Origin of the sequence: Klebsiella sp. K5-306 (assembly GCF_051835185.1) — a bacterium.
Classification (GTDB): domain Bacteria; phylum Pseudomonadota; class Gammaproteobacteria; order Enterobacterales; family Enterobacteriaceae; genus Klebsiella; species Klebsiella oxytoca.
In genome coordinates, this window is record NZ_JAIFJY010000002.1 from 30,742 (window position 1) to 57,409 (window position 26,668).

Below are 26,668 nucleotides of genomic sequence, written 5' to 3' on the forward strand. Positions count from 1 at the left end.
CCCCACTCTCTACAAGGCTCGGGGCGCCCGGAAAAACGGGTAAACAGGTTGACCGACAACGTATGGCATACAGCCAAAATCGGAATGAAAAAACTATGTGTGGAATTGTTGGCGCAGTCGCGCAGCGTGATATTGCTGAAATCCTTCTCGAAGGTTTACGTCGTCTGGAATACCGCGGTTATGACTCCGCCGGTCTGGCAGTCGTCGATAACGAAGGTCATATGAACCGCGTTCGTCGCCTTGGGAAAGTCCAGATGCTGGCCCAGGCGTTGGAGGAACATCCGTTGCACGGTGGGACGGGAATTGCCCATACCCGCTGGGCGACGCACGGCGAACCCTCTGAAGGCAACGCGCATCCGCATGTTTCTGACCATATTGTGGTCGTGCATAACGGAATTATCGAGAACCATGAGCCGCTGCGCGAGCTGTTGCAGTCGCGGGGCTACGTTTTCGCCTCCGAGACTGACACCGAAGTTATTGCGCATCTGGTTCACTGGGAGCTGGAACAAGGCGGCACCCTGCGTGATGCTGTTCTGCGGACTATCCCGCAGCTTCGCGGCGCTTACGGTACCGTGATTATGGATTCCCGCGATCCGGGTACGCTGCTGGCCGCTCGTTCGGGCAGCCCGCTGGTTATTGGCCTGGGGATGGGAGAAAACTTCATTGCCTCCGATCAGCTGGCGCTCCTGCCGGTTACCCGCCGCTTTATCTTCCTCGAAGAGGGGGATATTGCGGAAGTCACCCGTCGTTCGGTCACTATCTTTGATAAATCCGGCGCCGAAGTGCTGCGCCCGGATATTGAATCCAGTCTGCAGTATGATGCAGGCGATAAAGGTATCTATCGCCACTATATGCAGAAAGAGATCTACGAGCAGCCGAACGCGATCAAAAATACCCTCTCCGGGCGCATTAGCCACGGTGAAGTTGATTTAAGCGAACTGGGCCCGCAGGCTAACGAGCTGCTGTCTCAGGTTGAGCATATTCAGATCATCGCCTGCGGTACCTCCTACAACTCAGGAATGGTTTCCCGTTACTGGTTTGAATCGCTGGCCGGTGTGCCGTGTGATGTCGAAATCGCTTCTGAGTTCCGCTATCGTAAATCGGCCGTGCGTCGCAACAGCCTGATGATCACCCTCTCGCAGTCCGGCGAAACGGCGGACACCCTCGCAGGTCTGCGCCTGTCTAAAGAGCTGGGCTATCTGGGCTCGCTGGCGATTTGTAACGTGCCAGGTTCATCACTGGTGCGGGAGTCCGATCTGGCGATGATGACCAATGCCGGGACGGAAATCGGCGTCGCTTCGACTAAAGCCTTCACTACGCAATTGACGGTTCTGCTGATGCTGGTGGCGAAACTGGCGCGTCTTAAGGGCCAGGATGCCGCGATTGAACACGATATCGTGCATGGCCTGCAGGCGTTGCCGAACCGCATTGAGCAGGTGCTCTCGCAGGACAAGCGCATTGAGGCGCTGGCTGAGAATTTCTCTGATAAACATCACGCGCTGTTCCTCGGACGTGGCGATCAGTACCCCATTGCCCTTGAAGGGGCGCTGAAGCTGAAAGAGATCTCCTATATTCACGCGGAAGCCTATGCCGCTGGCGAGCTGAAGCACGGTCCGCTGGCGCTGATTGATGCAGAAATGCCGGTGGTTGTGGTCGCGCCGAACAACGAACTGCTGGAAAAGCTGAAATCCAATATTGAAGAGGTTCGCGCCCGCGGCGGCCAGCTGTACGTCTTTGCTGACGGCGATGCGGGTTTCACCAGCAGCGATAATATGCACATCATTGAGATGCCGCACGTTGAAGAGGTGATCGCGCCAATCTTCTATACTGTACCGCTGCAGCTGCTGGCTTATCACGTCGCGCTGATCAAAGGAACTGACGTCGATCAGCCGCGTAACCTGGCGAAATCGGTGACCGTGGAATAACGGTTTTTACATCGTGAAAGGGCTGCCATCCGGCAGCCCTTTTTATTTACGGCGAACGGCGAGATCCCACCCGCTTTATGACAGACTGTCATTTTTGCGACGCTTTTTTGCCGTCATAAAAATAAAATTTTTCGGCAATATTTTCCTCATTATCTTTATTAACAATATGATTTGTATTGTTTTTATTTATCGTAAAATCCCGCCTTTTGGCTTGTCATAAAACTGTAATAATTCGTACATTTTACTGTCACCTGTTTGTCCTATTTTGCTCACCATAGCTTCGAAACAATGGTTTACGAATCCAGCAGGAGACATTATGAACGTTATGCGTACCACCGTCGCAACAGTTGTCGCCGCGACCTTATCGATGAGTGCTTTCTCTGTTTTTGCAGCAGCAAGCCTGACTGGCGCTGGCGCAACTTTCCCCGCGCCGGTGTATGCCAAATGGGCAGATACCTATAACAAGGAAACGGGTAATAAAATCAATTACCAGGGTATCGGCTCCTCTGGCGGCGTAAAACAAATTACGGCCAACACCGTAGATTTCGGTGCCTCTGATGCCCCTCTGGCTGACGACAAACTGGCTCAGGAAGGTCTGTTCCAGTTCCCGACCGTGATCGGCGGCGTGGTGCTGGCGATCAACCTGCCTGGCGTGAAATCAGGCGAGCTGGTGCTTGACGGTAAAACGCTGGGTGATATCTACCTGGGCAAAATCAAAAAATGGGATGACGAAGCGATTGCTAAGCTCAACCCGGGTATGAAACTGCCTTCTCAGAACATCGCGGTTGTTCGCCGTGCGGATGGCTCCGGCACCTCCTTCGTTTTCACCAGCTACCTGGCGAAGGTGAACGAAGAGTGGAAATCTAAAGTCGGCGCGGGTTCAACCGTTAACTGGCCGACCGGGCTGGGCGGTAAAGGCAACGACGGCATCGCCGCGTTCGTTCAGCGTCTGCCGGGCTCAATCGGCTACGTAGAATATGCCTACGCGAAACAGAACAACCTCGCTTATACCAAACTGCTGTCTGCCGATGGCAAGCCGGTGAGCCCGACGGAAGACAACTTCGCTAACGCTGCGAAAGAAATCGACTGGAGCAAATCCTTTGCACAGGATCTGACTAACCAGAAAGGCGACAATGCCTGGCCGATCACTTCTACCACCTTCATCCTGGTTCACAAGGCTTCCAACAAGCCAGAGCAAACCGCTGAAGTGCTGAAGTTCTTCGACTGGGCGTATAAGAACGGCGGTAAAGAAGCTAATGCGCTGGATTATGCCACCCTGCCGGATAGCGTGGTTGAGCAAGTTCGCGCAGCATGGAAGACCAACGTAAAGGACAGCAGCGGTAAAGCGCTGTACTAATACCCGTCTTACGTCGAGTTACAGGGACGATGGCAGCGCTTGTTCATCCCGGGAGCATAGATACGCTATGTGACCAGGGTGAACAAGCTGGCTACCTGCCTGCAGCTCGAATTATTTAGGGTATGGCATTACCTTTGCCAGAAAGATCAGTAAACTACGATTTTTTCTGGCCCGAAACTGAAGAGTAACGTATGGCTGCAACCAAGCCGGCATTTAACCCTCCGGGGAAAAAGGGTGACATAATTTTCAGCGTGCTGGTAAAACTGGCGGCGCTGATTGTGCTATTGATGCTTGGCGGCATCATCGTCTCCCTTATCATCTCGTCCTGGCCAAGCATTGAGAAATTTGGCTTTGCCTTTCTGTGGACCAAAGAGTGGGATGCGCCAAACCAGATTTTCGGCGCCCTGGTGCCCATTTACGGGACGCTGGTCACCTCATTTATCGCGCTGCTGATCGCCGTACCGGTGAGCTTCGGTATCGCGCTGTTCCTGACGGAACTTTCACCCGCCTGGCTGAAGCGCCCGCTGGGTATCGCTATTGAACTGCTGGCCGCCATCCCCAGTATCGTTTACGGCATGTGGGGTCTCTTTATTTTCGCCCCACTGTTTGCGACTTACTTTCAGGAGCCGGTTGGCAACGTTTTGTCGACCATTCCGTTCGTTGGCGCGCTCTTTGCAGGTCCGGCGTTTGGTATCGGCATTCTGGCGGCCGGCGTCATTCTGGCCATCATGATCATTCCTTACATCGCTGCCGTTATGCGTGACGTTTTTGAACAGACGCCGGTAATGATGAAAGAGTCCGCATACGGTATCGGTTGTACAACATGGGAAGTTATCTGCCGTATCGTTCTGCCCTTTACCAAAAACGGCGTGATTGGCGGGGTGATGCTCGGACTGGGGCGCGCGCTGGGGGAAACCATGGCGGTGACCTTTATTATCGGCAACACCTACCAGCTCGATAGCGCTTCGCTGTATATGCCAGGTAACAGCATCACCTCCGCGCTGGCGAATGAGTTTGCCGAAGCAGAAACCGGACTGCACGTTGCAGCCTTGATGGAACTGGGTCTGATTCTGTTCGTTATCACCTTTATTGTTCTGGCCGCATCAAAGTTTATGATCATGCGCCTGGCTAAGAACGAGGGGGCACGCTAATGGCGACGATTGAATTACAAACCACCGCAGAGCTGGCGGAATCCCGTCGCAAAATGCAGGCGAAACGCCGCATGAAAAACCGCCTCGCCCTGACGCTATCGATGGCGACCATGGCGTTTGGTCTGTTCTGGCTTATCTGGATCTTGATGTCCACCGTCACTCGCGGCATCGACGGCATGAGCCTGGCGCTGTTTACCGAAATGACGCCGCCGCCTAATACGGCGGGCGGTGGTCTGGCGAACGCCCTGGCAGGTAGCGGATTGTTGATCCTGTGGTCGACGGTTATCGGTACCCCTCTGGGCATTCTGGCGGGGATTTATCTGGCGGAATATGGCCGTAAATCCTGGCTGGCTGAAGTCATTCGTTTTATTAACGACATCCTGCTTTCCGCGCCGTCGATTGTGGTCGGTCTGTTTGTATACACCATCGTCGTTGCGCAAATGCAGCACTTTTCCGGCTGGGCGGGCGTGATTGCGCTGGCGCTGCTGCAGGTGCCTATCGTGATTCGTACTACTGAAAATATGCTGAAGCTGGTGCCGGATAGCCTGCGCGAAGCGGCCTATGCGCTCGGTACGCCAAAGTGGCGAATGATTTCTGCGATCACCCTGAAAGCATCGGTCTCCGGCATTATGACCGGTATCCTGCTGGCCATTGCCCGTATCGCCGGGGAAACGGCGCCGCTGCTGTTCACCGCGCTCTCCAATCAGTTCTGGAGCACCGACATGATGCAGCCGATCGCTAACCTGCCGGTAACGATTTTCAAATTTGCCATGAGTCCCTTTGCGGAGTGGCAGCAACTGGCATGGGCCGGGGTATTGATTATCACCCTGTGCGTATTGCTGCTGAACATTCTGGCGCGCGTTATTTTCGCGAAGAATAAACACGGTTAATTTTTGCGGCGCGGCGAAACGCGGCGCCGAACGAGGAAAAGAACGAGATGAGTATGGTGAATACGACCCCGGGTAAGCTTTCAGTTCGTAACCTGAACTTCTACTACGGAAAATTCCATGCCCTGAAAAACATCAACCTGGATATCACAAAAAACCAGGTGACGGCGTTTATCGGTCCGTCAGGCTGCGGTAAATCCACGCTGCTGCGTACGTTCAACAAAATGTTTGAGCTGTACCCGGAGCAGCGTGCAGAAGGTGAAATTCTGCTGGATGGCGATAATATTCTGACCAATACCCAGGATATCGCGCTGCTGCGTGCCAAAGTCGGCATGGTATTCCAGAAGCCGACGCCGTTCCCGATGTCTATCTATGACAATATCGCCTTTGGCGTGCGTCTGTTCGAGAAACTCTCCCGCGCGGATATGGACGAGCGAGTGCAGTGGGCTTTGACCAAAGCCGCATTATGGAATGAAACCAAAGATAAACTGCATCAGAGCGGATATTCTCTCTCCGGCGGTCAGCAGCAGCGTCTGTGTATCGCGCGCGGTATCGCTATTCGTCCGGAAGTGCTGCTGCTGGATGAGCCCTGTTCGGCGCTGGACCCGATCTCTACCGGGCGTATTGAAGAGCTGATCACCGAACTGAAACAGGATTACACCGTCGTTATCGTGACCCACAACATGCAGCAGGCCGCGCGTTGCTCCGACCATACGGCGTTTATGTATCTTGGCGAGCTGATTGAATTCAGCAACACGGACGATCTGTTTACCAAACCCGCTAAGAAGCAAACTGAAGATTATATTACTGGCCGCTACGGTTGATTGCCCTTCTGCTTTCAGGCTCTAACCTATTGGGCAATCAGGAGATACCATGGATAACCTAAATCTTAATAAACATATTTCCGGCCAGTTCAATGCCGAACTGGAGTACATCCGCACCCAGGTCATGACCATGGGTGGGCTGGTGGAGCAGCAGCTTTCTGATGCTATCACCGCGATGCATAACCAGGACAGCGAACTGGCAAAGCGCGTTATCGACGGCGATAAGCAGGTCAATATGATGGAAGTGGCGATCGATGAAGCCTGCGTACGCATCATCGCCAAGCGTCAGCCGACCGCCAGCGACCTGCGCCTGGTGATGGCGATTATCAAAACTATCGCCGAACTGGAACGTATCGGTGACGTTGCGGATAAAATCTGCCGCACAGCGCTGGAAAAATTCTCCCAGCAGCACCAGCCGCTGCTGGTGAGTCTGGAATCGCTGGGGCGCCATACCGTGCAGATGCTGCACGATGTGCTGGATGCTTTTGCCCGTATGGACCTTGATGAAGCGGTGCGGATTTATCGTGAAGATAAGAAAGTCGACCAGGAATATGAAGGCATCGTGCGCCAGCTGATGACCTATATGATGGAAGATTCGCGCACTATTCCCAGCGTCCTGACCGCGCTGTTCTGCGCCCGCTCGATTGAGCGTATTGGCGACCGCTGCCAGAATATCTGCGAATATATTTTCTACTTCGTTAAAGGTCAGGATTTCCGTCACGTTGGCGGCGACGAACTGGATAAACTGCTGGCGGGAAAAGATCCTAAAGAGTAATGAATCACAGAGACTAATTCTGATATAAGGATATATCAGAGTTAGTTATGATTAATGCAGTGGCTATTTTTTTATTCGCAAAAATTGATGCGATTTTCATCACAAATAATAATTTCGCCAATTGTGGTTTGATTTTTATAGCGTAACAATGTGGTTCATTAATCGGGTGACTTGTCGTTACAGGGCCCGAATAAATACGCTGGATTGTTACTGCGTAAGCAGGCAAAACCTGACATCACCGTTAACCGGGTGATGTCAGGTTTTTTTTTGCCAAATAATCCACCCGCAGTAAATGAATGGGATTGTTACCGCCGTGCGGGCAAAACCTGAAGAAAATCGCCTCTGTTTTATACAGGGAGTTTTCTTCAGGTTTTTTTATGCGATGCAAGGATGTCTGAGAATACACCATGCCTTCACGCAGGGTGTTATTTTTTCGCGATATTCAATTGCACTCATTTTTATATAAAGGGAACTTATGTTTAAAAAAAATCTGATTACATCTGCCATACTTATTATGGCGCCGCTTGCTTATCCGACGCATGCTCTGGCGGAATCGCTAACGGTCGAACAGCGCCTTGAGCTTCTGGAAAAGGCGCTTAAAGATACGCAGTCCGAACTTAAAAAATATAAAGATGAAGAGAAAGCCAGAAATCAAATCTGGATCGCCAATACGCAGTCCGGTACCAACACACAACGTGCTTCTACGCAGGTTGCCAGCGCTCCCGCACCGGCCGGCGGCGCAGAAAAACCAGCCGCGGTTCTGGTGAAAAACGAACAGCCCGCGGCGAATGGCGAGTCCATTTATAGCTCGATGACAATGAAGGATTTCAGCAAGTTTGTGAAGGATGAAATTGGCTTCAGCTATAACGGCTATTACCGTTCCGGCTGGGGGACCGCATCTCATGGTTCACCAAAGTCCTGGGCGATTGGCTCGCTCGGTCGCTTCGGTAATGAATACTCTGGCTGGTTTGATTTACAGCTTAAGCAGCGGGTCTATCAGGAAGACAATAAGCGGGTTGATGCCATCGTGATGCTTGACGGTAACGTCGGGCAGCAGTATTCCTCCGGCTGGTTTGGCGATAACGCTGGCGGCGAGAACTATATGCAGTTCTCTGATATGTACGTAAATACCAAAGGTTTCCTACCATTCGCACCGGAGGCGGATTTCTGGGTGGGTAAGCACGGCGCGCCGAAAATTGAAATCCAGATGCTGGACTGGAAAACGCAGAGAACCGATGCCGCAGCAGGCATTGGTCTTGAAAACTGGAAAGTGGGCGCGGGTAAATTTGATATCGCGCTGGTGCGCGAGGACGTCGATGACTACAACCGCACGTTGACCAAAAGCCAGCAAATTAACACCAATACTATTGATATTCGTTATAAAGAGATCCCTCTTTGGGATAAAGCATCACTGATGGTCAGCGGTCGTTATGTCGCGGCCAATCAGAGCTCATCTGAGAAATATAATGAAGGTAATAATGGATATTATGAATGGAAAGATACCTGGATGGCGGGAACGTCGTTAACGCAGAAGTTTGATAACGGCGGATTTAACGAATTTTCCTTCCTGCTGGCAAATAACTCCATCGCCAGCAGCTTCTCGCGCTACGCGGGATCCAGCCCGTATACCACCTTTAACGGCAGATACTATGGCGATCACACCAACGGCACCGCCGTTCGTTTGACCTCTCAGGGAGAAACCTATTTGAGTGATGACATCATTCTGGCGAACGCCATCGTTTACTCTTTTGGTAATGATGTCTACAGCTACGAGACCGGCGCGCACTCTGATTTTGAGTCTATTCGCGCCGTCGTGCGCCCGGCCTGGATTTGGGATAAATATAACCAGACCGGCGTTGAGCTGGGCTATTTCAAGCAGCAGAACAAAGATATCACCGGCAAGAAATATAACGAATCCGGCTACAAAACCACCCTGTTCCATACCTTTAAAGTGAATACCAGTATGCTGACCTCCCGCCCGGAAATTCGTTTCTATGCGACTTATATTAAAGCGCAGGATATCGACCTGGATAAGGCAGCCAACAGCAATACTCGCAGCATTTTTGAAGACGGTAAGAACGACCAGTTTGCCGTAGGCGCCCAGGCTGAAATCTGGTGGTAAGGCTGGTTCCGGTCAGGACAAATTCTCAAGAGGAATATCGATGAAACGACATGCTATTTACTTCGCTCTGGCGCTGGCAGGCGCTGCGTTTACCACTCATGCCGCGCCATTCCCGGCCACCCCGAGCGCGGCGATCCCGGTCAGCCAGTATATTACCCAGGTTAACGGCGATAAGAGCATTACCTTCCGCCTGTTTGCCCCGGATGCAAAACGGGTATCCGTGGTAACGGGGGCAACGCCGGATACCTTCGTCTCCCATGATATGACCAAAGACGAGCAGGGGATCTGGACATGGAAAAGCGAAGCGATGACCCCGAACCTTTACGAATATTATTTCGATGTCGACGGATTCCGTTCTGTCGACACCGGTAGCCGCTATCAAAAACCGCAGCGACAGGTGAATACCAGCCTGATTCTGGTTCCCGGCAGCATTCTTGACGATCGCGCGGTGGCTCACGGCGAGCTACGAACCCTGACCTATCACTCAAAGGCCCTGAATTCTGAGCGTCGCGCCTACGTGTGGACGCCGCCAGGCTATACCGGTAGCGGCGAGCCGCTGCCGGTGCTCTACTTCTATCACGGTTTTGGCGACAGCGGCCTGTCGGCTATCGATCAGGGACGTATCCCGCAAATCATGGATAACCTGCTGGCGGAAGGCAAAATCAAGCCCATGCTGGTGGTGGTGCCGGATACCGAAACCGATATTCCTGAAGCGGTTGCGGAAAACTTCCCGCCGCAGGAGCGGCGTAAAACCTTCTATCCGCTGAATGCGAAAGCGGCTGATAAAGAGCTGATGAACGATATTATTCCGCTGATTGATGAGCGCTTTAACGTGCGTAAAGACGCGGATGGCCGGGCGCTTGCCGGGCTGTCGCAGGGCGGTTATCAGGCGCTGGTCTCCGTAATGAACCATCTGGAGAGCTTCGGCTGGCTGGCAACCTTCAGCGGCGTAACGACAACGACGGTACCGGATGCCGGCGTTGAAGCACAGCTAAACCAGCCGCAGGCGATCAACAAGCAGCTGCGTAACTTTACCGTCGTCGTGGGTGAGAAAGACGTGGTCACCGGTAAAGATATCGCCGGCCTGAAAGCGGAGCTGGAGAAGCAGAAAATCAACTTTGATTACCATGAGTATCCGGGCCTCAACCATGAAATGGACGTCTGGCGCCCGGCCTACGCCGAGTTCGTTCAGAAGTTGTTCAAATAAAATTAAGGGGCCAGTTTGCTGGCTCCTTATCTTCAATACCTTGAGGGAGACAATATGAAATTAATCGTGACGGAAGATTATGCGGAGATGAGCCTGGTCGCCAGCCATCACGTTCTGGGCTATATCACCGCGCCGCGCAGGGTGAATCTGGCGGTGACGGCAGGCAGTACGCCGAAAAAAATGTATGAATATCTGACGGCCGCGATTAAAGGTAAACCGTTCTATTCTCAAGTCCATTATTACAACTTTGACGAGATCCCATTTCGTGGACAGGATCGTGAAGGCGTGACCATTTCCAATTTGCGCAATCTGTTTTTCACTCCCGCTCAGATCCCGGAAGAGAACATTCACAAGCTCAGCCATGAAAATTTTATGCATCACGACCAGAGGTTACAGGAAGAAGGGGGCCTCGATCTGATGGTGATGGGCCTCGGCGCCGACGGCCATTTTTGCGGTAACTTGCCGAATACCACGCGCTTCCACGATGCGACGGTGGAAGTCCCTATCGTCGGAGATATGGTGGGCCTTGTCGCTCACGGCGAAATGGGCGGCGACTTCTCTGCGGTGCCGGATAGCTACGTCACGATGGGGCCGAAAAGCGTTATGGCGGCGAAAAACCTGCTGCTTATCGTCAGCGGCGCCGCAAAGGCGCGGGCGCTACAAGAGGTGATTGAAGGCGAAGTCAGCGAGCGGGTTCCGGCATCAGTGCTGAAACTGCATCCATCCCTGGTGATAGTGGCTGATAAAGCGGCGGCTGCGGAATTGAGACAACCGTAATCCACTTTCAGCGTAGCGCAGGCGGGACGCGTCCTGATAGCGCTACGCTCCGGGTTTATCGCGTTATATTCCAGCCGCGCGCTTGCCATAGTTCAGGTAGCTCTTCCAGGCGGGTAAAGGTCGTCACCTTCGGATGGTCGATCGGCTTATTATGCGGATCGGCGCAGAAGTAGAACACCTCCATTCCGGCGGCAATCCCTGACTGCGCGCCTGCGCTGGAATCATCAACCAGAATGCAGTTTTCGACGTTAACGTTCATCGCTTTTGCGGCATGCAGCATCAGGGCCGGATCGGGCTTCCAGCGCTGAATATCATAGCCGCTGTAAAGACGCTCGGGAAAATGGTGCAGCATTCCGGTTTTACCCAGAGAGTGCTGCATTTTGCTCACCGGACCGTTGGAGACCACGCACATCGGCACGCTGACCGCGTCCAGTAGCGCCTGGGCGCCAGAGATGACTTCCAGTTCGCTATCAAACAGGCGGGCGACTTCATCGCGGTACACCGGCTCAAGGGTCGCCTTATCCAGATTAACGCCGTACTCCGCGTTAATGGTGTCGATAATCTCGTACAGCTTTACGCCCTTGAAGCGCTTAAAAATCTCCTCTAAATCCAGCGTAATGCCGAATTCCCTGAACATGTGAACGTAGGCGCGGGAGCAGATCACCTCGCTGTCGACCAGCGTGCCGTCACAGTCGAAAAATACTGCTTCTGGTTGGGTCATGTCGTTTCCATTTTAATAAGTTAACGTTTTCGTCTTGCTGATTTGTGAGACGCAATCGTTGCCGTATAAGCAAAATCGATGAAAAAAAGTATCTCACAACCGCCCTTATTGTCGCATTTTGGTATAGGATAGCGACGAATTTTCCCTCCTTTGTTCGGAAACCGATAATGAGTCAACAACAAACCAGCCAGTCTTCTGGCCAGGGTCTGCTGGAGCGCGTGTTCAAACTGCGTGAACACGGCACGACGGCACGCACCGAAGCGATTGCAGGTTTCACCACCTTTCTGACGATGGTGTACATCGTTTTCGTTAACCCACAGATCCTCGGCGTGGCGGGTATGGATACCAGCGCCGTTTTCGTCACAACCTGTCTGATTGCTGCATTCGGTAGCATCATGATGGGGCTGTTCGCTAACCTTCCGGTGGCCCTGGCGCCGGCGATGGGGCTAAACGCCTTCTTTGCTTTTGTCGTGGTACAGGCGATGGGCTTGCCCTGGCAGGTCGGGATGGGCGCGATTTTCTGGGGCGCCGTTGGCCTGCTCCTGCTGACGATTTTCCGCGTGCGCTACTGGATGATTGCGAATATTCCGGTTAGCCTGCGCATTGGTATCACCAGCGGTATCGGCCTGTTTATCGGTATGATGGGCCTGAAAAACGCGGGCGTTATCGTCGCCAACCCGGAAACCCTGGTGAGTATTGGCAACCTGACGTCTCATAGCGTGCTGTTGGGTATTCTTGGCTTCTTTATTATTGCTATTCTGGCTTCCCGCAACATCCACGCGGCGGTGCTGGTTTCTATCGTGGTCACCACTTTGCTGGGCTGGATGCTGGGTGACGTTCACTACAGCGGCATCGTTTCCATGCCGCCGAGCGTAACGACGGTCATTGGCCATGTTGACCTGGCAGGTTCGCTGAATCTTGGCCTGGCAGGAGTGATCTTCTCGTTTATGCTGGTGAACCTGTTCGACTCCTCCGGCACCCTGATCGGCGTAACCGACAAGGCCGGCCTGGCCGATGCTAAGGGCAAGTTCCCGCGTATGAAGCAGGCGCTGTTTGTCGATAGCGTATCCTCCGTTGCGGGGTCTTTTATCGGTACCTCTTCCGTCACTGCCTATATTGAATCTTCCTCTGGGGTTTCCGTGGGCGGCCGTACCGGCTTAACCGCCGTGGTGGTGGGCATTTTGTTCCTGCTGGTGATCTTCCTGTCGCCGCTGGCGGGCATGGTCCCTCCTTATGCCGCAGCCGGCGCGCTGATTTACGTTGGCGTCCTGATGACGTCCAGCCTGGCGCGCGTGAAGTGGGATGATTTAACCGAATCCGTTCCTGCGTTTATTACCGCCGTGATGATGCCGTTTAGCTTCTCCATTACAGAAGGTATTGCCTTAGGCTTTATCTCTTATTGCGTGATGAAGATTGGCACCGGTCGGCTGCGCGATCTCAGCCCGTGCGTTATTGTAGTTTCACTGCTGTTCGTGCTGAAGATTGTGTTTATTGACGCGAAATAAACAGTAAGCCCTTTTCTGTGAAAAGGGCTTTAGCATTTACACCCTCTCCGCGAGGGAGAGGGGCGGGGTGACATCCCTTTTTATTCAGGCCTTAACTCGCTGAATATACTCGGCAAAAGCGCTAAGCTGCCCGGTCAGATGATCGAGCGTGCCCTGATCGACAACTTTCCCCTCCTGCGGATCCACTTTATTCTGAATCACGCCGCCCATAAACTCGGGCTTATTCATCACCATCGCGTCGAGGAATACCAGAATCTGACGCAGATGATACTGGCAGCGCGCGCCGCCAATGGCCCCCATAGAGCAGGTCTGGATCAGAACCGGCTTGCCGGATAGCGGTTGTTCCGGGAGACGAGACAGCCAGTCGATGGCGTTTTTCAGGCCGCCGGGCACCGAGTAGTTATATTCCGGCGTAACGATAACCACGCCATCCGCCTCACGAATTTGCTGCGCGATATCCTGAACGCTTTGTGGGAAACCCTCTTCCTGCTGCACGTCGGCATCATAGAGAGGAATATCGCCAATGGATGGTAACGCGGAAACTTCCATACCCGCAGGCGCGATGCCGGGCAGGGTACGTGCGACCATGGCATTAAAAGAGCCTTTGCGCAGACTTCCGAGTAACGTAACAACTTTCAACGTATCAGACATGATTGCTCCTTTGCATCATGATGGCCGGGAACACCGGTCAGTTGAGGGAGAAGGCTTTTTCTACCGGTAAACTGGTGAAGCGCATCAGCCGGGCGGATGGTTCTTTAGCACGGGCCTGCGCGTCAGGCAGGCTGCGCCAACCCTCTTTCGCGTTATATTCCCAGACTTTTAGCTGGCCAATATCCGGGCTGGCGGCAATAGACCAGACCAGCACCGTTTCGGCGTCGCAGACGGCTTCGATTGACTGCGTCCCGCTTGTCCGCAACCGTCCGGAGCCCGGGAGAAGCTGCAGGTTCAAGGCGGTTTCGCCGGTCAGCTTCATCACGCTTTTGCGTAACGCATCAAGCTGCGCGCGCGCTTCGTCAGGATCGTGCTGATTGCTAATCCATATTCGCTCATTACTGTTAAATACGTAACGTTCCGTATCGTGCGATGCATGTAACGCGCGGGAAGCGTGCGGCAATTCCATATCCAGGCCGCAATCGCCTTCGGTGGTTAAGGCAACGCCGACGATATTTCCGGCATAGGAGATGGAGAAACGCGGGAGATGTTCGTCGCGAAAAGCCGGTTTTCCATTCTCTTCGTCAATAATTTCGGGGAGTTCACTGATGCCGTACAACATAAAGAGGAGTTCTGCGAGGAGTGACCGGGATGCGCGATATCGGCTTTGTCGGTACTCAGGCAGGCGTCTGGCGGATTGATGACAGGCCGCTGACAGGCGTGTGGATAGCGGCTCCCGGGTGTTGAGTATCCCTCTTGCAAAATGCGTTGCCATTCTTCGCTCCGTGATTAATGGTCAATGATAAAAACTGCAAATGATATTATCGCTCAGAATTACCAGGTTTTAATGTGGAAATCATCTCTTGAAAAGGGAAATTGCGTGAATTTTACAATTTATTGCGCAAAGGGGGGCAAACCGGGAGCTATAGCGGTTCGGCGTAGAGCTGCCTGAGCGTTTCCCGTAGCCAGACGATCTTCGGGTTATAACTGTTGCGCTTATGCCAAAGAAGGGTAAAGGGGACGCGTATTTTCTCCAGCTGCGACGGTTCCAGCGGCAGAGGTAAGCAAACCAGCGGCAGGTGGTGCTGCTGATTGTAACGCTGGCAGTAACGCGGAGCGGTGGACAGCATTGTATGATTGGGCTGAGCGGCCATAAATAACGACTGCTCAAAACCCGGAACGGTCAGCGCCACGGTGCGTTTATGTCCCAGATCCTGCAGGACATCGTCCAGCGCCCAGGTGTCGCTTTGTTCCCAGCAAATATTAATGTGCGGATAGCGCAAGAACGTGTCCAGATTCCACTCTTCGCTCAGCGCGGGATGATCGGCGCGCAGCCATACCTGCGGGAGATCGGTAAACAGGATTTCAAAATCAATATACCAGGGCAGCAGGCTAAGCTGCTCCCGGGAGCGAGGATGTGTTTCCCTGCCGCAAAATCCGATATCGACTTCACCGCGAATAATCGCATCCAGCGAATCGTAATCCCAGTTACGCAGGCGGATCAGCGCCTGAGGATAGCGCTGGTAAATCCGCTGCGAAAGCGTATTGAGGAGGATCATCAGCAGCGGCGACTCTGCCGCCAGCTCAAACTTTAGCCCGCTGGGCATAGTGTGATGAGGCTTATCAAGGATCTGATTGCCCATCTGCATCCAGTCCGCCAGATCCTGCTCCATACTGCTCATCAGCGGCGTGGGCGATAGCCCCAGAGGCGTTTTGACAAACAGCGGATCGTCAAACCAGGCGCGCAGCTTGGCCAGCGATTTGCTTACCGCTGACGGCGAGACGTTCATCCGTTTCGCCGTGCGGGTGACGCTGAGCTCCTGAGTTAAGAGCTGCAGGCAGAGCAGCAGATTAAGATCGAGACTCGACAGGGGTTTCTTCATAGCGTTGCGCGGCCCGCGCCGGAGAGGCGACCATAATCAGAACAATGCTCACTATGCTACAGGCAATAAGTATCCCGATCAGCATATTCATCGCGCTGAGTCCGATGATGGCCGCCAGCCAAATCCACAGAGAAGAGCCGCAAACCTGAGCTATCCCTAAAACTGAACTCGCTACGCCAGCGCGCAGGGTGAATGGCCCGAGGGCCTGACTCATCGCCACGCCAAAGCCTGCGGAGAACCCTGCGCAAATCAGTCCCAGCCCCAGCATCGTCACCGTCTGGCTGGTGGACAGACTCAGCAGCACGCCCGCGCTAAAGAACAGCGCCTGTGAGGTCAGCATGAGCGTGCGGGGTTTAAATAGCGTCAGAGCAAACGGCGTCGAAAACGAAACCACCATGCTCACGAGCGCCATAAGCGCCATGGTCATGGAATAGGTACCGCGATCGAAGCCCATCACCTCCATCATCAGCACCGGTGAGACGTTAACGTAGGTCAGAATAGCCGTCACGCTCAGAGTAGTCATCACGATTCGGCTGAGGAAAAAGCGATTGAGCAGCGACTCCGGGACGATATTTTGCTGCTTTGCCGCGTGCGGAACGGATGTTGGTCGCGTTTCCCGCAACACAAATATCGACAGCAATCCCACCAGAGCCCCCATGCCGCTCATGGTATAGAACAGGCTCTGCCAGGGGAATTTCAGCATAATCAGATGACCGATTACCGGGGCCAGAACCGGAATAATGCAGGTAATACCGTTAAGGAGAGAAAGCACTTTTGCCCGGCGGCGATCGTCCAGGGTATCGCGCAATACCGCAAAGGCGACCACGTAGCAGCTGCCCGCGCCAATCCCCTGAATAAAACGCCCGGCCAGGAAATGGGCGCTGCCCTGCGCCTGCGAGCAAAGAAGAGAGGCCAGCAGGAAAACGACGGCGCCGAAAATTGCCACCGGCTTCCGGCCGGATTTGTCGGCTATACGGCCAGCAAACAGCATCGCCGCGGCCATTCCTGCCAGGTAAACTGAAAAGGCGATGTGCAGCTGCGCTTCACTGGCCCCCAGATCCTGCGCAATGCGCGGCAGGCCGACCAGATACATATCGATGCCGGATGGATAAAGCAGAACCAGCGCAAAACTGCAGATAAGAAAGCGTGCCATAGAACCCCTCACATAAGATTGCCGTAAAGCATAGTGGGGTTCGTGCGGTAGTACGAGTTGCCATTTGGACAACAATGTTTTCCTGAGAGGAAACGGGAGACGCAAGAGACACTTTTCATGCCCGGATAAATCGGTATGGTGGGTTTGATTCAGGGGATACCGTCCCGCCAGCGGGTCTGGCGGGCGGCGAAGGTTTGTCAGGCCAGCAGCGCGTGATTAACTTTAATCACCGCTTTTTTTATCTCAACGCTCTCTGCGCCCTGCACGCCCGGCTTATGCGGCTCTCCCGGCAAGAAAATGGCAAACATACCGGGCTTCAGCACTACCTGCTGCTGGTCGGCAATGGTTGAACATAGCCGGTAGTCGTCCTCGTGGTGCCATGTTTCGCACTCCCGGGCGCTATCGACCACGCCATAATGGATTGTTTCTTCGCCTTCCAGCAGGATCTGAATATCAATAAATTTTTTGTGCAGCTCCGCTTTTTTACTTTCCGCCGGCTGCGTAGCGAAGCGCATGACGTTCATATAAATATCATCGCCCTGTAAATCATAACGCCCGGGTTCACACTGCTGCGGTTGGGCCTTAACGGCCAGCCTCACAGCCTCAAGCAGAACGGGTGATAGTCCTGCGCATTCCGGGTGATGGATATCGCCGATAATCATAATGCTTTGTCCTCTGCTAACAACGCCGCGCCAATCAGCCCGGCATCATGCTGATAGTGTGCGGCTACAATAGGGGTGTGATATACCGCAGGCTCCTGCGCCAGATATCTTTCAACCAGGGGAATATAGCCGGGCGCCAGCCCGATACTGCCGCCCAGGACGGCATACTGGCAGTTATAGCTGGCCTTCATGTCGGCAATCAGCCGGGCGATGGTTTGCGCCGAACGGTGAACTAAGGATGTCGCCTGGGAATGGCCGCTCTGCGAAAGAGCAAAAATGGTTTTGGCCGTCATTCCCTGCAGATCGTCGGTTGCCAGCGCGGCGATCCCCCTTCCGGATGCAATAGCCTCCACGCAGCCAATACGCCCGCAGCCGCAGCGCGGGCCGTGCGGGTCAGCCAGCGTATGGCCGATATGTCCGGCCAGCCCCTCCTTGCCGGACAAGAGCTTACCGTGGCAGACGATACCGCCGCCCACGCCGGTAGAGATGGTGATGAAGACCATCTCGCTCGCATCGACAGCCAGAGCATGATATTCGGCCCAGGCTGCCGCCTGCGCATCGTTCACCGCCAGGCACGGCAGCCCCGTTAGCTGCGCCAGCGTGTCCCTAAGAGGAAACTGCGCCAGCCCGCCAAGGTTATCCGGGTTTAACGCCGTCAGAACGCCGTGACCAATAATGCCCGTGGAGGCGACCGCTACCTGCCGGGGCCGGCCTGCGAAAGACGCAACCAGCTCGCGTAACGCTTCCGTTAGCGCCGCCGGCGTTTTGCTGGCTGGCGTTGGCAGCGTCTGTTTTTCCAGCACGCGATGCTGAGTATCGACCAGCGCGGCGGCCAGCTTGGTGCCGCCGATATCAATTGCCAGCGTGGTCATAGCGCAGCCTCAGTCAGCGCATCGCGGTACCACTGGCAGATGTGTTCCAGACGTGTAATGGCGGAGCCGACGGTCACCGCCCATGCGCCGTGCTTTATCGCCTGCGCCGCCAGCGCCGGGGAGTTAAATCGGCCTTCGGCAATGACCCGGTATCCTTTGGCGCTCAGCGCCTGCACTAGCGGGAAATCCGGTTCGGTAGGTACCGCATCCGTGGTATACCCGGACATCGTTGTCCCGATAATGTCTGCGCCAAGATTGTGGCACTCAGTCCCGTCCTCCAGGCTGGAGCAGTCTGCCATCGCCGCGCAGCCACGCTGATGAATTCGGTCAATCATTGCCTTAACGCCAACCGGACGCGGGCGATCCGTACCGTCGAAGGCGATAATATCCGCCCCCGCCTGCGCCAGCGCGTCTACATCTTCCAGAAATGGCGTAATGCGCACCGGCGAGTCCGGCAGATCGCGCTTGATGATGCCAATAATCGGTACTGAAATCAGCTCGCGGGTCGCCTTCAGGTTGTTAAGGCCTTCAATTCGTACTGCGACCGCCCCCGTATTGACCGCCGCCAGCGCCATAGCCGCGACGATTTCAGGTTTATCTAACGGGCTACCCGGTACCGGCTGGCAGGAGACAATGAGGCCACCCAATTGTTTAACGTTACTATCCAAATCATCAAATAAAGACATAGCACTATCCCTTACTTCCGTTTGCGCCCGACAGAGCCGGGCGCATGAATTTAGTGTTTATCGCAAAGCGGAGCGTTCGCTTTGTCGTGACCAACCAGTGCGCCGCTGAACGGTTTACCATCAATAGCGTCATGGGTACGTAGCGCTTCCGGGCGAATCCAGCGCTGTACTCGGGACGGCATATCCAGACCAATCAGCAGGATCACCACAAACGTCAGTCCGAAGGAGAGCGACCCCAGCGCCGTACCCAGATGCATGTGCTGTGCGACCAGCGCGCCGAGGACCGGCGCAGCCGCCCCGCCCAGGGCGCCTACGTTATAGGTGAAACCCAGACCGGCAGCGCGCTGGTCGGTGTCGAAGTAGCCGCCGATCAATTTCGGTAAGATCCCGGCAATCCCCTGACCCAGCATCTGCTGGAAGAAGAGAAGGATGCCCAGACCCCAGAGGCTGGAGCCGCCGATGGCGAAGACCGGAATAATCAGAACCTGCGATGCCAGCAGGCTGTAAACGTAGGCTTTTCGCGTGCCCAGCCAGTCGCCGAGGAAACCGCCGACGATGCAGCCGACGGCTGCGCCGAATCCGCTAAAGAAGAGCACCTTCGCGACCGTCGACGGATCGTATGCCAGCTCGGTTTTCAGATAGGTCGGCAACAGCGCCTGTATAGGCCAGGAGTAGAGAAAGGCGAACAGAACGACAACCATCAGCATCACGCCGGTCGGCCAACGTTTTCCGCTGCTCTGTACCATAAAGCTGATGAAAATGATGGTGCAGACGAGCGCCAGCGCAATCACCACGAGCGGATTGTGCAGGTTTCCGGCGAAGCAGAACCAGAGCGCGGCCGTTGCGGCCAGCGTCATCAGCATATTCATGGCGCGATATTTACCGCGATAGAGGATATCCACCATCGTCCGCACCGGCGTTTTTTTCGTCTGGCGCTCTGTCCAGTCTTCCGTTTCCGGAATATTTTTACGCAGCCACAGCGCGAAAATAATCGGCAGAATGCCGAGGAAGAACAACGCGCGCCAGCCCCACAAGGGGACCACCAGACTGTAAACCTGCGCCGCTACGACAGCGCCGACGGAAAAGCCGGAAATCAGGAAGCCGCTGGCTTTATTTCGCAAGTGTTTTGGCCAGCTTTCAATCACATAGGTGGCGCTGGAGCCGTACTCTCCGGCCATTCCCATTCCAATCACCATACGGGCGATAAACATGGAGGTGTATCCAGGCGCAAAGCCGCAGGCCAGCGTACCGACGGAGAAAAGAATAATACTGCTGACCATCGCGAGGCGGCGGCCATAGCGGTCACCCATCGCCCCCAGCAGCAAACCGCCGAACCAGCGGGAGATAAACGCCGCCGAGATAATACTCGCCGCCTGTACCGTGGTGAGCTGGAATTCGCTTTGTACTTCGGTGAGCACCAGAGCAATTAAAACGAAATCAAAACCATCCAGTAAATAGCCCAGCCAGGCTGCGGAAAACGCCCGCCACTGCGACTTATTGAGGTGCTTATACCATGGTTTGGTACTTATTATTTCACTCATATGCTCTCCTGTGATGAGCAACGTTTTTATGCTGTAGGGCCAAAAAAAAGCAGGGTGCCGCGCACCCGAATGAAGTTAAACTCCAATTAATGTATTTTTTAGAAGTTAAACACCACAAGGGCTTTGCATGAGATATGTGAACAAGATCATGGTCACAGGCGAGGGGGAATGAAAAAAGGCGATCTGACTCACGCGATGAGACGTAATATGTTTTTGCCGCGCCGGGGATAGCCGCATCACCACGGCGTTTTTTAAAAAACCATATTGCCTGGCGCTGAACTGTCCTCCATCATGAGCGCCTGATAATCGCGTAAACAGTAGGGAAGAGATGACGACTCCGACTTCGCCGGTCAAAGCCGGGAAAATACTTGATACCCTGGGGGCGATGCAAAGCAGTATGACCCGCGTCGGGAAAAGCATCGCGCAGTATGTGATCGCTTCCCCGCATAAGGTGACTCAGCTTTCGATTGCCGATCTCTCAGAGGAAGTGAACGCGGGCGAAGCATCGGTGATCCGTTTCTGTCGACAGCTGGGCTATAAAGGTTTTCAGAACTTCAAAATGGAACTGGCCATTGAGCTGGCCATGAACGATAGCGATGACAACAGCACGCTGCTGGAGGCTGAAATTCAGAAAACCGACGATGCGCACACCATCGGCCTGAAGCTCCAGGGCGCCATCTCGACCGTGCTTTCGGAAACGCTAAATCTGCTGGATATGGAGCAGGTGGAACGGGTCGTGGAGGCGCTGCATACTTGTAATTGCGCCTATATCTTTGGCGTTGGCGCTTCCGGACTGACCGCCGAGGAGATGAAGCATAAGCTGATGCGAATCGGGCTGCGCGTCGATGCCTTAACAAATAATCACTTTATGTATATGCAGGCCGCGCTGCTCAAGGTTGGCGATGTCGCCATCGGCATCAGCCACTCCGGACATTCGCCGGAAACCGCGCACGCCCTCGATCTGGCAAGGCAGGCTGGAGCCACCACCGTCGCCTTAACGCATAACCTCGGATCGCCATTGAGTAAAGTCGCTGATATTACGCTCATTAACGGCAACCGACAGGGGCGCCTGCAGGGTGACTCTATCGGCACTAAAACGGCGCAGCTCTTCGTTCTGGATCTCATTTATACGCTGCTGGTGCAGAGAGATCCGGAAGCCGCCCGCGCGAATAAACTGCGAACGATGGATGCTCTGTCCATGCTTAAGTAGAGCGAATTTAGTGCGATTCGTCACAATCTGATACTCCCGTTTTTTCCCCCTGCCGGTAACCTGTTGCAACCGGCATCGTTAGCCCCTAGGATGGAGTAATACTTCAAAATTAATTAATTTAAGAAGAAAAACACCATTCGAGGATTACATGACAAAGTTAACAGGTCTTATTGCCGCCCCCCATACGCCTTTTGATGCCAACGGCGAAGTCAACTACCCCGTTATCGATCGGATTGCCGAGCATCTGATTGCGCAGGGCGTTAAAGGTGCTTACGTCTGTGGGACGACCGGAGAAGGCATCCACTGTTCCGTAGAAGAGCGTAAAAAAATTGCCGAGCGCTGGGTCGCGGCAAGCCAGGGACAATTAAGCATTACGCTACACACCGGGGCTCTCAGCATCGCCGATGCGCTGGAGCTCAGCCGCCATGCTGAAACCCTGGATATTTTTGCCACCTCGGTCATCGGACCGTGCTTCTTCAAACCGTCAACCGTCGACGATCTGGTGGAATATTGCCGTATTATCGCCGCCGCCGCGCCGTCAAAAGGCTTCTATTACTACCACTCCGGCATGTCGGGTCTGAGCCTGGATATGGAGCAGTTCCTGATCGCGGCAGCGGATAAAATCCCGAACCTGTCCGGTATGAAGTTTAACTCCGCGGATATGTATGAGTTCCAGCGCTGCCTGCGCGTCAACAATCGCCAGTTCGATATTCCGTTCGGCGTGGATGAGTTTTTACCGGCAGGCCTGGCCTGCGGCGCCGTCGGCGCGGTTGGCAGTACTTATAACTATGCGGCGCCGCTCTATCATCGTCTGATCGACAGCTTTAACCGGGGAGACCATCAGGATGTTGCTGCCTGTATGGATAAGGTTATCGCAATTATTCGCGTCCTGGTTCAGTACGGCGGCGTTGCGGCCGGGAAGCTGGCGATGCAGCTGCACGGTATTGACGTCGGCGATCCGCGCCGCCCGCTGCGCCCGATGACCAGCGAGCAAAAGCGCGTCGCGCTGGACGCTTTTCGCGCTGCCGATTTTATTTAATCGTTAAGCGCATCGACTGGCATCCGCGGGATACCGCATCCCCGGATGCTTCTTTATCAGCGACGTTATTTCCAGATCTTTGCCATACCTTCACTTTCTGGCCTGACGCTGGAAAACCCAAATTTTGCGTACAGCTCGGGAACATCCGCCACCAGCGAGACGTATGCCCCTTTAAACGCGTTTTCATCCAGCCAGGCGACAATTTTTTGCATGATCTGGCGACCAAGCCCTTTTCCCTGATGAGCGGGATCAACGGCGACGTCGACGATTTCAAAGTTCAGCGCGCCGTCGCCGACGATGCGCCCCATCCCAACGGGCACGCCCTCATAGAGGATATGCACCCCGTAGCAGCTATGCGGCAGACCCGCGCGGGCGCCTTCCAGCGGGCGCGGGGACATACCAGAAATGATGCGCAGGCGGCAAAAGTCTTCCGCAGAAGGTACGGTATCAATCAGGGTGTAATCACTCAACATGGTGGTATCCGGTACGAGTAAAGCGAGGGTATCGATAAGGGTAATAGAGAAAGCGCTGTGCCGTGAAGACGTAAAGGGAAAATAATAAACCCGCTTTAACAGGACGTTAAGGCGGGTTAGTCAATGCTCACAAACTGAGATTACTTACCAATACAGAAACTGGAGAAAATGCGCCCCAGCAGGTCGTCGGAGGTAAACTCACCGGTGATTTCGCTCAGGTTCTGCTGGGCCAGGCGCAGCTCTTCCGCCAGCAGCTCGCCAGCCCAGGCGCCCAGCAGCTGCGCTTTACCCTGCTGCAGATGCTCTGCGGCATCGGACAGCGCCTGCAGGTGGCGACGGCGCGCCAGAAAGCCGCCTTCCATATTGGTCTCAAAACCCATGCTCTGCTTGAGATGATTGCGCAGCACGTCTACGCCCTCGCCGGTACGCGCCGAAAGGCGGACAAGTGAGTGGTCATTTACTTCGCTCAACCCCAGCGTTTCGCCGGTAATATCCGCTTTGTTGCGCACCACGGTAATCGGCAAATTTTTCGGCAGACGGGCGATAAAATCTGGCCAGATATCCGCCGGATCGGTCGCACCGGTGGTGGTGCCGTCGACCATGAACAGTACGCGGTCGGCTTGTTCAATCTCCTGCCAGGCACGCTCGATGCCGATGCGCTCGACCTCGTCGTTCGCATCGCGCAGGCCGGCGGTATCAATGATGTGCAGCGGCATACCGTCAATGTGGATATGCTCGCGCAGAACGTCGCGGGTGGTTCCGGCAATATCGGTGACGATAGCCGCTTCCCGGCCCGCCAGCGCGTTTAGCAGGCTTGATTTCCCGGCGTTCGGCCGCCCGGCAATGACCACCTTCATCCCTTCGCGCAGCAGGCTGCCCTGGCGCGCCTCGGCGCGCACGGCGTCGAGATCGGCGATAACCGCGTTAAGCTGGGCTTCGATTTTACCATCGGAGAGGAAGTCGATCTCTTCGTCCGGAAAATCAATGGCTGCTTCGACGTAGATGCGCAGGTGAGTCAGCGCTTCCACCAGATGGTTGACGCGAGTAGAGAATGCGCCCTGCAGCGAATTCAGCGCTGAACGAGCCGCCTGCTCGGAGCTGGCGTCGATCAGGTCAGCAATCGCTTCGGCCTGGGCTAAATCGAGCTTATCGTTCAAAAACGCGCGCTCGGAGAACTCGCCGGGCCTGGCGATGCGCACACCCGGAAGCGTCAGAATACGTTTCAGAAGCAGGTCGAGAATAACAGGGCCGCCATGGCCCTGAAGCTCCAGCACGTCTTCACCAGTAAAGGAGTTCGGGCCGGGGAACCACAGGGCAATACCCTGATCCAGCGCGCTGCCGTCGCTGTCTTTAAACGGCAGGTAGTCGGCATAGCGCGGTTTCGGCAGCTTGCCCAGCACCGCCTGCGCAACGTCGCGCGCCTTCAGGCCAGAGATGCGCAGGATGCCCACACCACCGCGTCCCGGTGGGGTTGCCTGGGCGACGATAGTGTCGTTATGGCTCATGGTGACTCTCTATGTAGATGTAAAAAAGGCGGTCTATTGACCGCCTTCTCTGGCATTAACGTTACCGTAAATACTCAAAATAATTCAAGAGTATCAGGATTTTTTCTTCTCGCGGCTATGCAGACCACGCTTCTCCAGACCACGGTAAATCAGCTGCTGCTGAATAATGGTGACCAGGTTGCTGACGATATAGTAAACCACCAGACCAGACGGGAACCACAGGAAGAACACCGTAAAGATGACCGGCATAAAGGTCATGATCTTCTGCTGCATCGGGTCGGTCACGGTAGTCGGAGACATCTTCTGAATGAAGAACATCGTCGCGCCCATGATGATCGGCAGGATGTAGTACGGGTCTTGCGCAGACAGGTCGTGGATCCACAGGATAAACGGCGCATGACGCAGTTCAACCGAGGCGCTCAGCATGTAGTACAGCGCAAGGAAGATTGGCATCTGGATAATCAGCGGGAAGCAGCCACCCAGTGGGTTAACCTTCTCCGCTTTATACAGGGCCATCATCTCCTGGCTCTGACGCTGCTTGTCGTCGCCCAGACGCTCGCGCATTGCCTGAATCTTCGGCTGCAGCATACGCATCTTCGCCATGGAGGTGTACTGCGCTTTGGTCAGCGGGTACATGATGCCACGAACGATAAAGGTAATGACGATGATGGAGAAGCCCCAGTTGCCCAGATAGCTGTGGATCCATTTCAGCAGCTTGAACAGCGGCTGAGAGATAAACCACAGCCAGCCGTAGTCGACGGTCAGGTCAAGATGCGGCGCAACGGCGGCCATTTTGTCCTGAATGGCCGGGCCGACCCACAGGGTGCTTTCCAGCTTGTCGGTTTGACCCGGCTGGACCAGAACCGGCTGAGATTTGTAGCCGATAGCCACAAGACCGTTGCCAAGGTTCGCGGTATAGAAGTTGTTAGTGCCGTTGTTCTGCGGAACCCATGCGGTAGTAAAGTACTGCTGCAGCATGGCAACCCAACCGTTTTTGGTGCTGACGTTCAGGTTTTCGTTATCAACGATAGTATCGAATTTATATTTTTCGTACTTCGTTTCAGACGTTGAGTACGCCGCGCCACGGAAGGTGTGCATGGTAGTCAGGCCACCGGTCTGGGTGTCGCGATGCGTCGGCAGGTTGGCGGTTTGCTTCAACTGGCCAAAGGTTGAGATTTCCAGCGGTTTTTCGCTGGCGTTCTCTACGCTATAGCCGACGTTCACCGCATATTCACCACGCTTCAGGGTGAAGGTTTTGGTGAATACGTTGCCTGCTTTATCGGTGTACGTGAGTGGAATGACGATTTCGTTCTGGCCATCAGCCAGCACAAACGCATCTTTATCGACGTTATACAACGGACGCGGTCCGTTTGCCGGATTGTCCGGGCCATCACGACCGGTTAAACCGCTCTGCGCCTGATAGGTAAACTGCGGCGAAGTTTCCAGAAGCTGGAATGGCTCAGTTGATTTCAGCTCTTTCGGATAATCCAGAAGCAGCGCCTGCTCAACATCACCACCGCGGGTGTTGATGGTCAGGTCAAGCACATCGGTTTTTACCGTAATCAGTTTCCCCTGGCCACTGGCCGGTACGCCCTGGTCGGCGGCGCTACCCGTTGCTGTGGTCGTTGTCTGCGTGGTCTGCTGCTGAGGCTGAGGATTGTTATCCTGCTCCCAGGCTTGCCAGATCATGAAAGACACGAACAACAAAGCGATGATAAGAAGATTGCGTTGCGAATCCATCG

At 54.6% G+C, this 26,668-nt stretch carries 24 protein-coding genes; 12 read left to right on the top strand and 12 right to left on the bottom strand.

Annotated features, from left to right (window positions below; translation table 11 throughout):
* Nucleotides 1-95: 95 nt before the first annotated feature.
* From glmS to K2184_RS03865, 9 genes are all read left to right on the top strand, one after another.
* Nucleotides 96-1,925, top strand: a complete 1,830-nt coding sequence (glmS, locus tag K2184_RS03825) for a glutamine--fructose-6-phosphate transaminase (isomerizing) (RefSeq protein WP_004107265.1) — start codon at nucleotides 96-98, stop codon at nucleotides 1,923-1,925.
* 316 nt (nucleotides 1,926-2,241) lie between these two features.
* Nucleotides 2,242-3,282, top strand: coding sequence for a phosphate ABC transporter substrate-binding protein PstS (gene pstS, locus K2184_RS03830; protein ID WP_004107263.1), 1,041 nt, complete (start codon nucleotides 2,242-2,244; stop codon nucleotides 3,280-3,282).
* 191 nt (nucleotides 3,283-3,473) lie between these two features.
* A complete protein-coding gene (gene pstC, locus K2184_RS03835) occupies nucleotides 3,474-4,433 on the top strand; it encodes a phosphate ABC transporter permease PstC (protein WP_163524708.1) in 960 nt (319 codons plus the stop codon).
* Nucleotides 4,433-5,323 carry a phosphate ABC transporter permease PstA gene (pstA, locus tag K2184_RS03840; RefSeq protein WP_004107257.1) on the top strand — a complete coding sequence of 297 codons (891 nt, stop codon included), beginning with the start codon at nucleotides 4,433-4,435 and terminating at the stop codon, nucleotides 5,321-5,323. The genes pstC and pstA overlap by 1 nt, the downstream gene beginning before the upstream one ends.
* 47 nt (nucleotides 5,324-5,370) lie before the next feature.
* Entirely contained in the window at nucleotides 5,371-6,144 is a 774-nt protein-coding gene (pstB, locus tag K2184_RS03845; protein ID WP_004107254.1) for a phosphate ABC transporter ATP-binding protein PstB, read from the top strand.
* A gap of 49 nt (nucleotides 6,145-6,193) precedes the next feature.
* Complete coding sequence (gene phoU, locus K2184_RS03850) at nucleotides 6,194-6,919, top strand: phosphate signaling complex protein PhoU (RefSeq protein ID WP_004107251.1); 726 nt, start codon at nucleotides 6,194-6,196, stop codon at nucleotides 6,917-6,919.
* 475 nt (nucleotides 6,920-7,394) lie between these two features.
* Nucleotides 7,395-9,041 (top strand): carbohydrate porin, encoded by a 1,647-nt coding sequence (locus K2184_RS03855; RefSeq protein WP_163524709.1) that lies wholly within the window; start codon nucleotides 7,395-7,397, stop codon nucleotides 9,039-9,041.
* A gap of 40 nt (nucleotides 9,042-9,081) precedes the next feature.
* A complete protein-coding gene (locus tag K2184_RS03860; RefSeq protein ID WP_163524711.1) occupies nucleotides 9,082-10,248 on the top strand; it encodes an alpha/beta hydrolase-fold protein in 1,167 nt (388 codons plus the stop codon).
* A 54-nt stretch (nucleotides 10,249-10,302) separates the two neighbouring features.
* Nucleotides 10,303-11,025 carry a glucosamine-6-phosphate deaminase gene (locus K2184_RS03865; RefSeq protein ID WP_004107241.1) on the top strand — a complete coding sequence of 241 codons (723 nt, stop codon included), beginning with the start codon at nucleotides 10,303-10,305 and terminating at the stop codon, nucleotides 11,023-11,025.
* Between the two features lie 55 nt (nucleotides 11,026-11,080).
* Here the strand turns inward: K2184_RS03865 and yieH are convergent, their stop codons facing one another.
* Nucleotides 11,081-11,746, bottom strand: a complete 666-nt coding sequence (gene yieH / locus K2184_RS03870; protein ID WP_004107237.1) for a 6-phosphogluconate phosphatase — start codon at nucleotides 11,744-11,746, stop codon at nucleotides 11,081-11,083.
* Nucleotides 11,747-11,913: 167 nt separating this feature from the next.
* Here yieH and adeP point away from each other — a divergent pair, with 167 nt between their 5' ends.
* Complete coding sequence (gene adeP / locus K2184_RS03875) at nucleotides 11,914-13,251, top strand: adenine permease AdeP (protein ID WP_004116723.1); 1,338 nt, start codon at nucleotides 11,914-11,916, stop codon at nucleotides 13,249-13,251.
* An 84-nt stretch (nucleotides 13,252-13,335) separates the two neighbouring features.
* On the opposite strand, the gene K2184_RS03880 is transcribed toward adeP, so the two are convergent.
* From K2184_RS03880 to K2184_RS03915, 8 genes are all read right to left on the bottom strand, one after another.
* Nucleotides 13,336-13,902: an NADPH-dependent FMN reductase gene (locus K2184_RS03880; RefSeq protein ID WP_163524714.1), complete on the bottom strand. Its 567-nt coding sequence runs from the start codon at nucleotides 13,900-13,902 to the stop codon at nucleotides 13,336-13,338.
* 37 nt (nucleotides 13,903-13,939) lie between these two features.
* Entirely contained in the window at nucleotides 13,940-14,524 is a 585-nt protein-coding gene (locus K2184_RS03885; RefSeq protein ID WP_369752008.1) for a 4'-phosphopantetheinyl transferase family protein, read from the bottom strand.
* 301 nt (nucleotides 14,525-14,825) lie between these two features.
* Nucleotides 14,826-15,785 carry an HTH-type transcriptional regulator YidZ gene (yidZ, locus tag K2184_RS03890; RefSeq protein ID WP_115240114.1) on the bottom strand — a complete coding sequence of 320 codons (960 nt, stop codon included), beginning with the start codon at nucleotides 15,783-15,785 and terminating at the stop codon, nucleotides 14,826-14,828.
* Nucleotides 15,754-16,938: an MFS transporter gene (locus tag K2184_RS03895; RefSeq protein WP_004107222.1), complete on the bottom strand. Its 1,185-nt coding sequence runs from the start codon at nucleotides 16,936-16,938 to the stop codon at nucleotides 15,754-15,756. The genes yidZ and K2184_RS03895 overlap by 32 nt, the downstream gene beginning before the upstream one ends.
* A gap of 197 nt (nucleotides 16,939-17,135) precedes the next feature.
* Nucleotides 17,136-17,600, bottom strand: a complete 465-nt coding sequence (nanQ, locus tag K2184_RS03900) for an N-acetylneuraminate anomerase (protein ID WP_163524716.1) — start codon at nucleotides 17,598-17,600, stop codon at nucleotides 17,136-17,138.
* A complete protein-coding gene (gene nanK, locus K2184_RS03905; RefSeq protein ID WP_163524718.1) occupies nucleotides 17,597-18,472 on the bottom strand; it encodes an N-acetylmannosamine kinase in 876 nt (291 codons plus the stop codon). The genes nanQ and nanK overlap by 4 nt, the downstream gene beginning before the upstream one ends.
* Nucleotides 18,469-19,158 carry an N-acetylmannosamine-6-phosphate 2-epimerase gene (locus K2184_RS03910; protein ID WP_004107219.1) on the bottom strand — a complete coding sequence of 230 codons (690 nt, stop codon included), beginning with the start codon at nucleotides 19,156-19,158 and terminating at the stop codon, nucleotides 18,469-18,471. The genes nanK and K2184_RS03910 overlap by 4 nt, the downstream gene beginning before the upstream one ends.
* 50 nt (nucleotides 19,159-19,208) lie before the next feature.
* Nucleotides 19,209-20,699, bottom strand: coding sequence for an MFS transporter (locus tag K2184_RS03915; RefSeq protein WP_004107218.1), 1,491 nt, complete (start codon nucleotides 20,697-20,699; stop codon nucleotides 19,209-19,211).
* 328 nt (nucleotides 20,700-21,027) lie between these two features.
* On the opposite strand from K2184_RS03915, the gene K2184_RS03920 reads away from it, so the two are divergent.
* Together K2184_RS03920 and K2184_RS03925 are read left to right on the top strand one after the other, a co-directional pair.
* A complete protein-coding gene (locus tag K2184_RS03920) occupies nucleotides 21,028-21,909 on the top strand; it encodes a MurR/RpiR family transcriptional regulator (RefSeq protein ID WP_004107217.1) in 882 nt (293 codons plus the stop codon).
* A gap of 148 nt (nucleotides 21,910-22,057) precedes the next feature.
* Nucleotides 22,058-22,948, top strand: a complete 891-nt coding sequence (locus tag K2184_RS03925) for a dihydrodipicolinate synthase family protein (protein WP_004116699.1) — start codon at nucleotides 22,058-22,060, stop codon at nucleotides 22,946-22,948.
* Between the two features lie 65 nt (nucleotides 22,949-23,013).
* Here the strand turns inward: K2184_RS03925 and K2184_RS03930 are convergent, their stop codons facing one another.
* From K2184_RS03930 to yidC, 3 genes are all read right to left on the bottom strand, one after another.
* The gene (locus K2184_RS03930) at nucleotides 23,014-23,421 is read right to left on the bottom strand and encodes a GNAT family N-acetyltransferase (RefSeq protein ID WP_004107215.1); all 408 of its coding nucleotides are present in this window, start codon (nucleotides 23,419-23,421) and stop codon (nucleotides 23,014-23,016) included.
* A 140-nt stretch (nucleotides 23,422-23,561) separates the two neighbouring features.
* Complete coding sequence (gene mnmE, locus K2184_RS03935; protein ID WP_004107214.1) at nucleotides 23,562-24,926, bottom strand: tRNA uridine-5-carboxymethylaminomethyl(34) synthesis GTPase MnmE; 1,365 nt, start codon at nucleotides 24,924-24,926, stop codon at nucleotides 23,562-23,564.
* Nucleotides 24,927-25,019: 93 nt separating this feature from the next.
* Complete coding sequence (gene yidC / locus K2184_RS03940) at nucleotides 25,020-26,666, bottom strand: membrane protein insertase YidC (protein WP_004107212.1); 1,647 nt, start codon at nucleotides 26,664-26,666, stop codon at nucleotides 25,020-25,022.
* Between the last annotated feature and the right edge of the window lie 2 nt (nucleotides 26,667-26,668).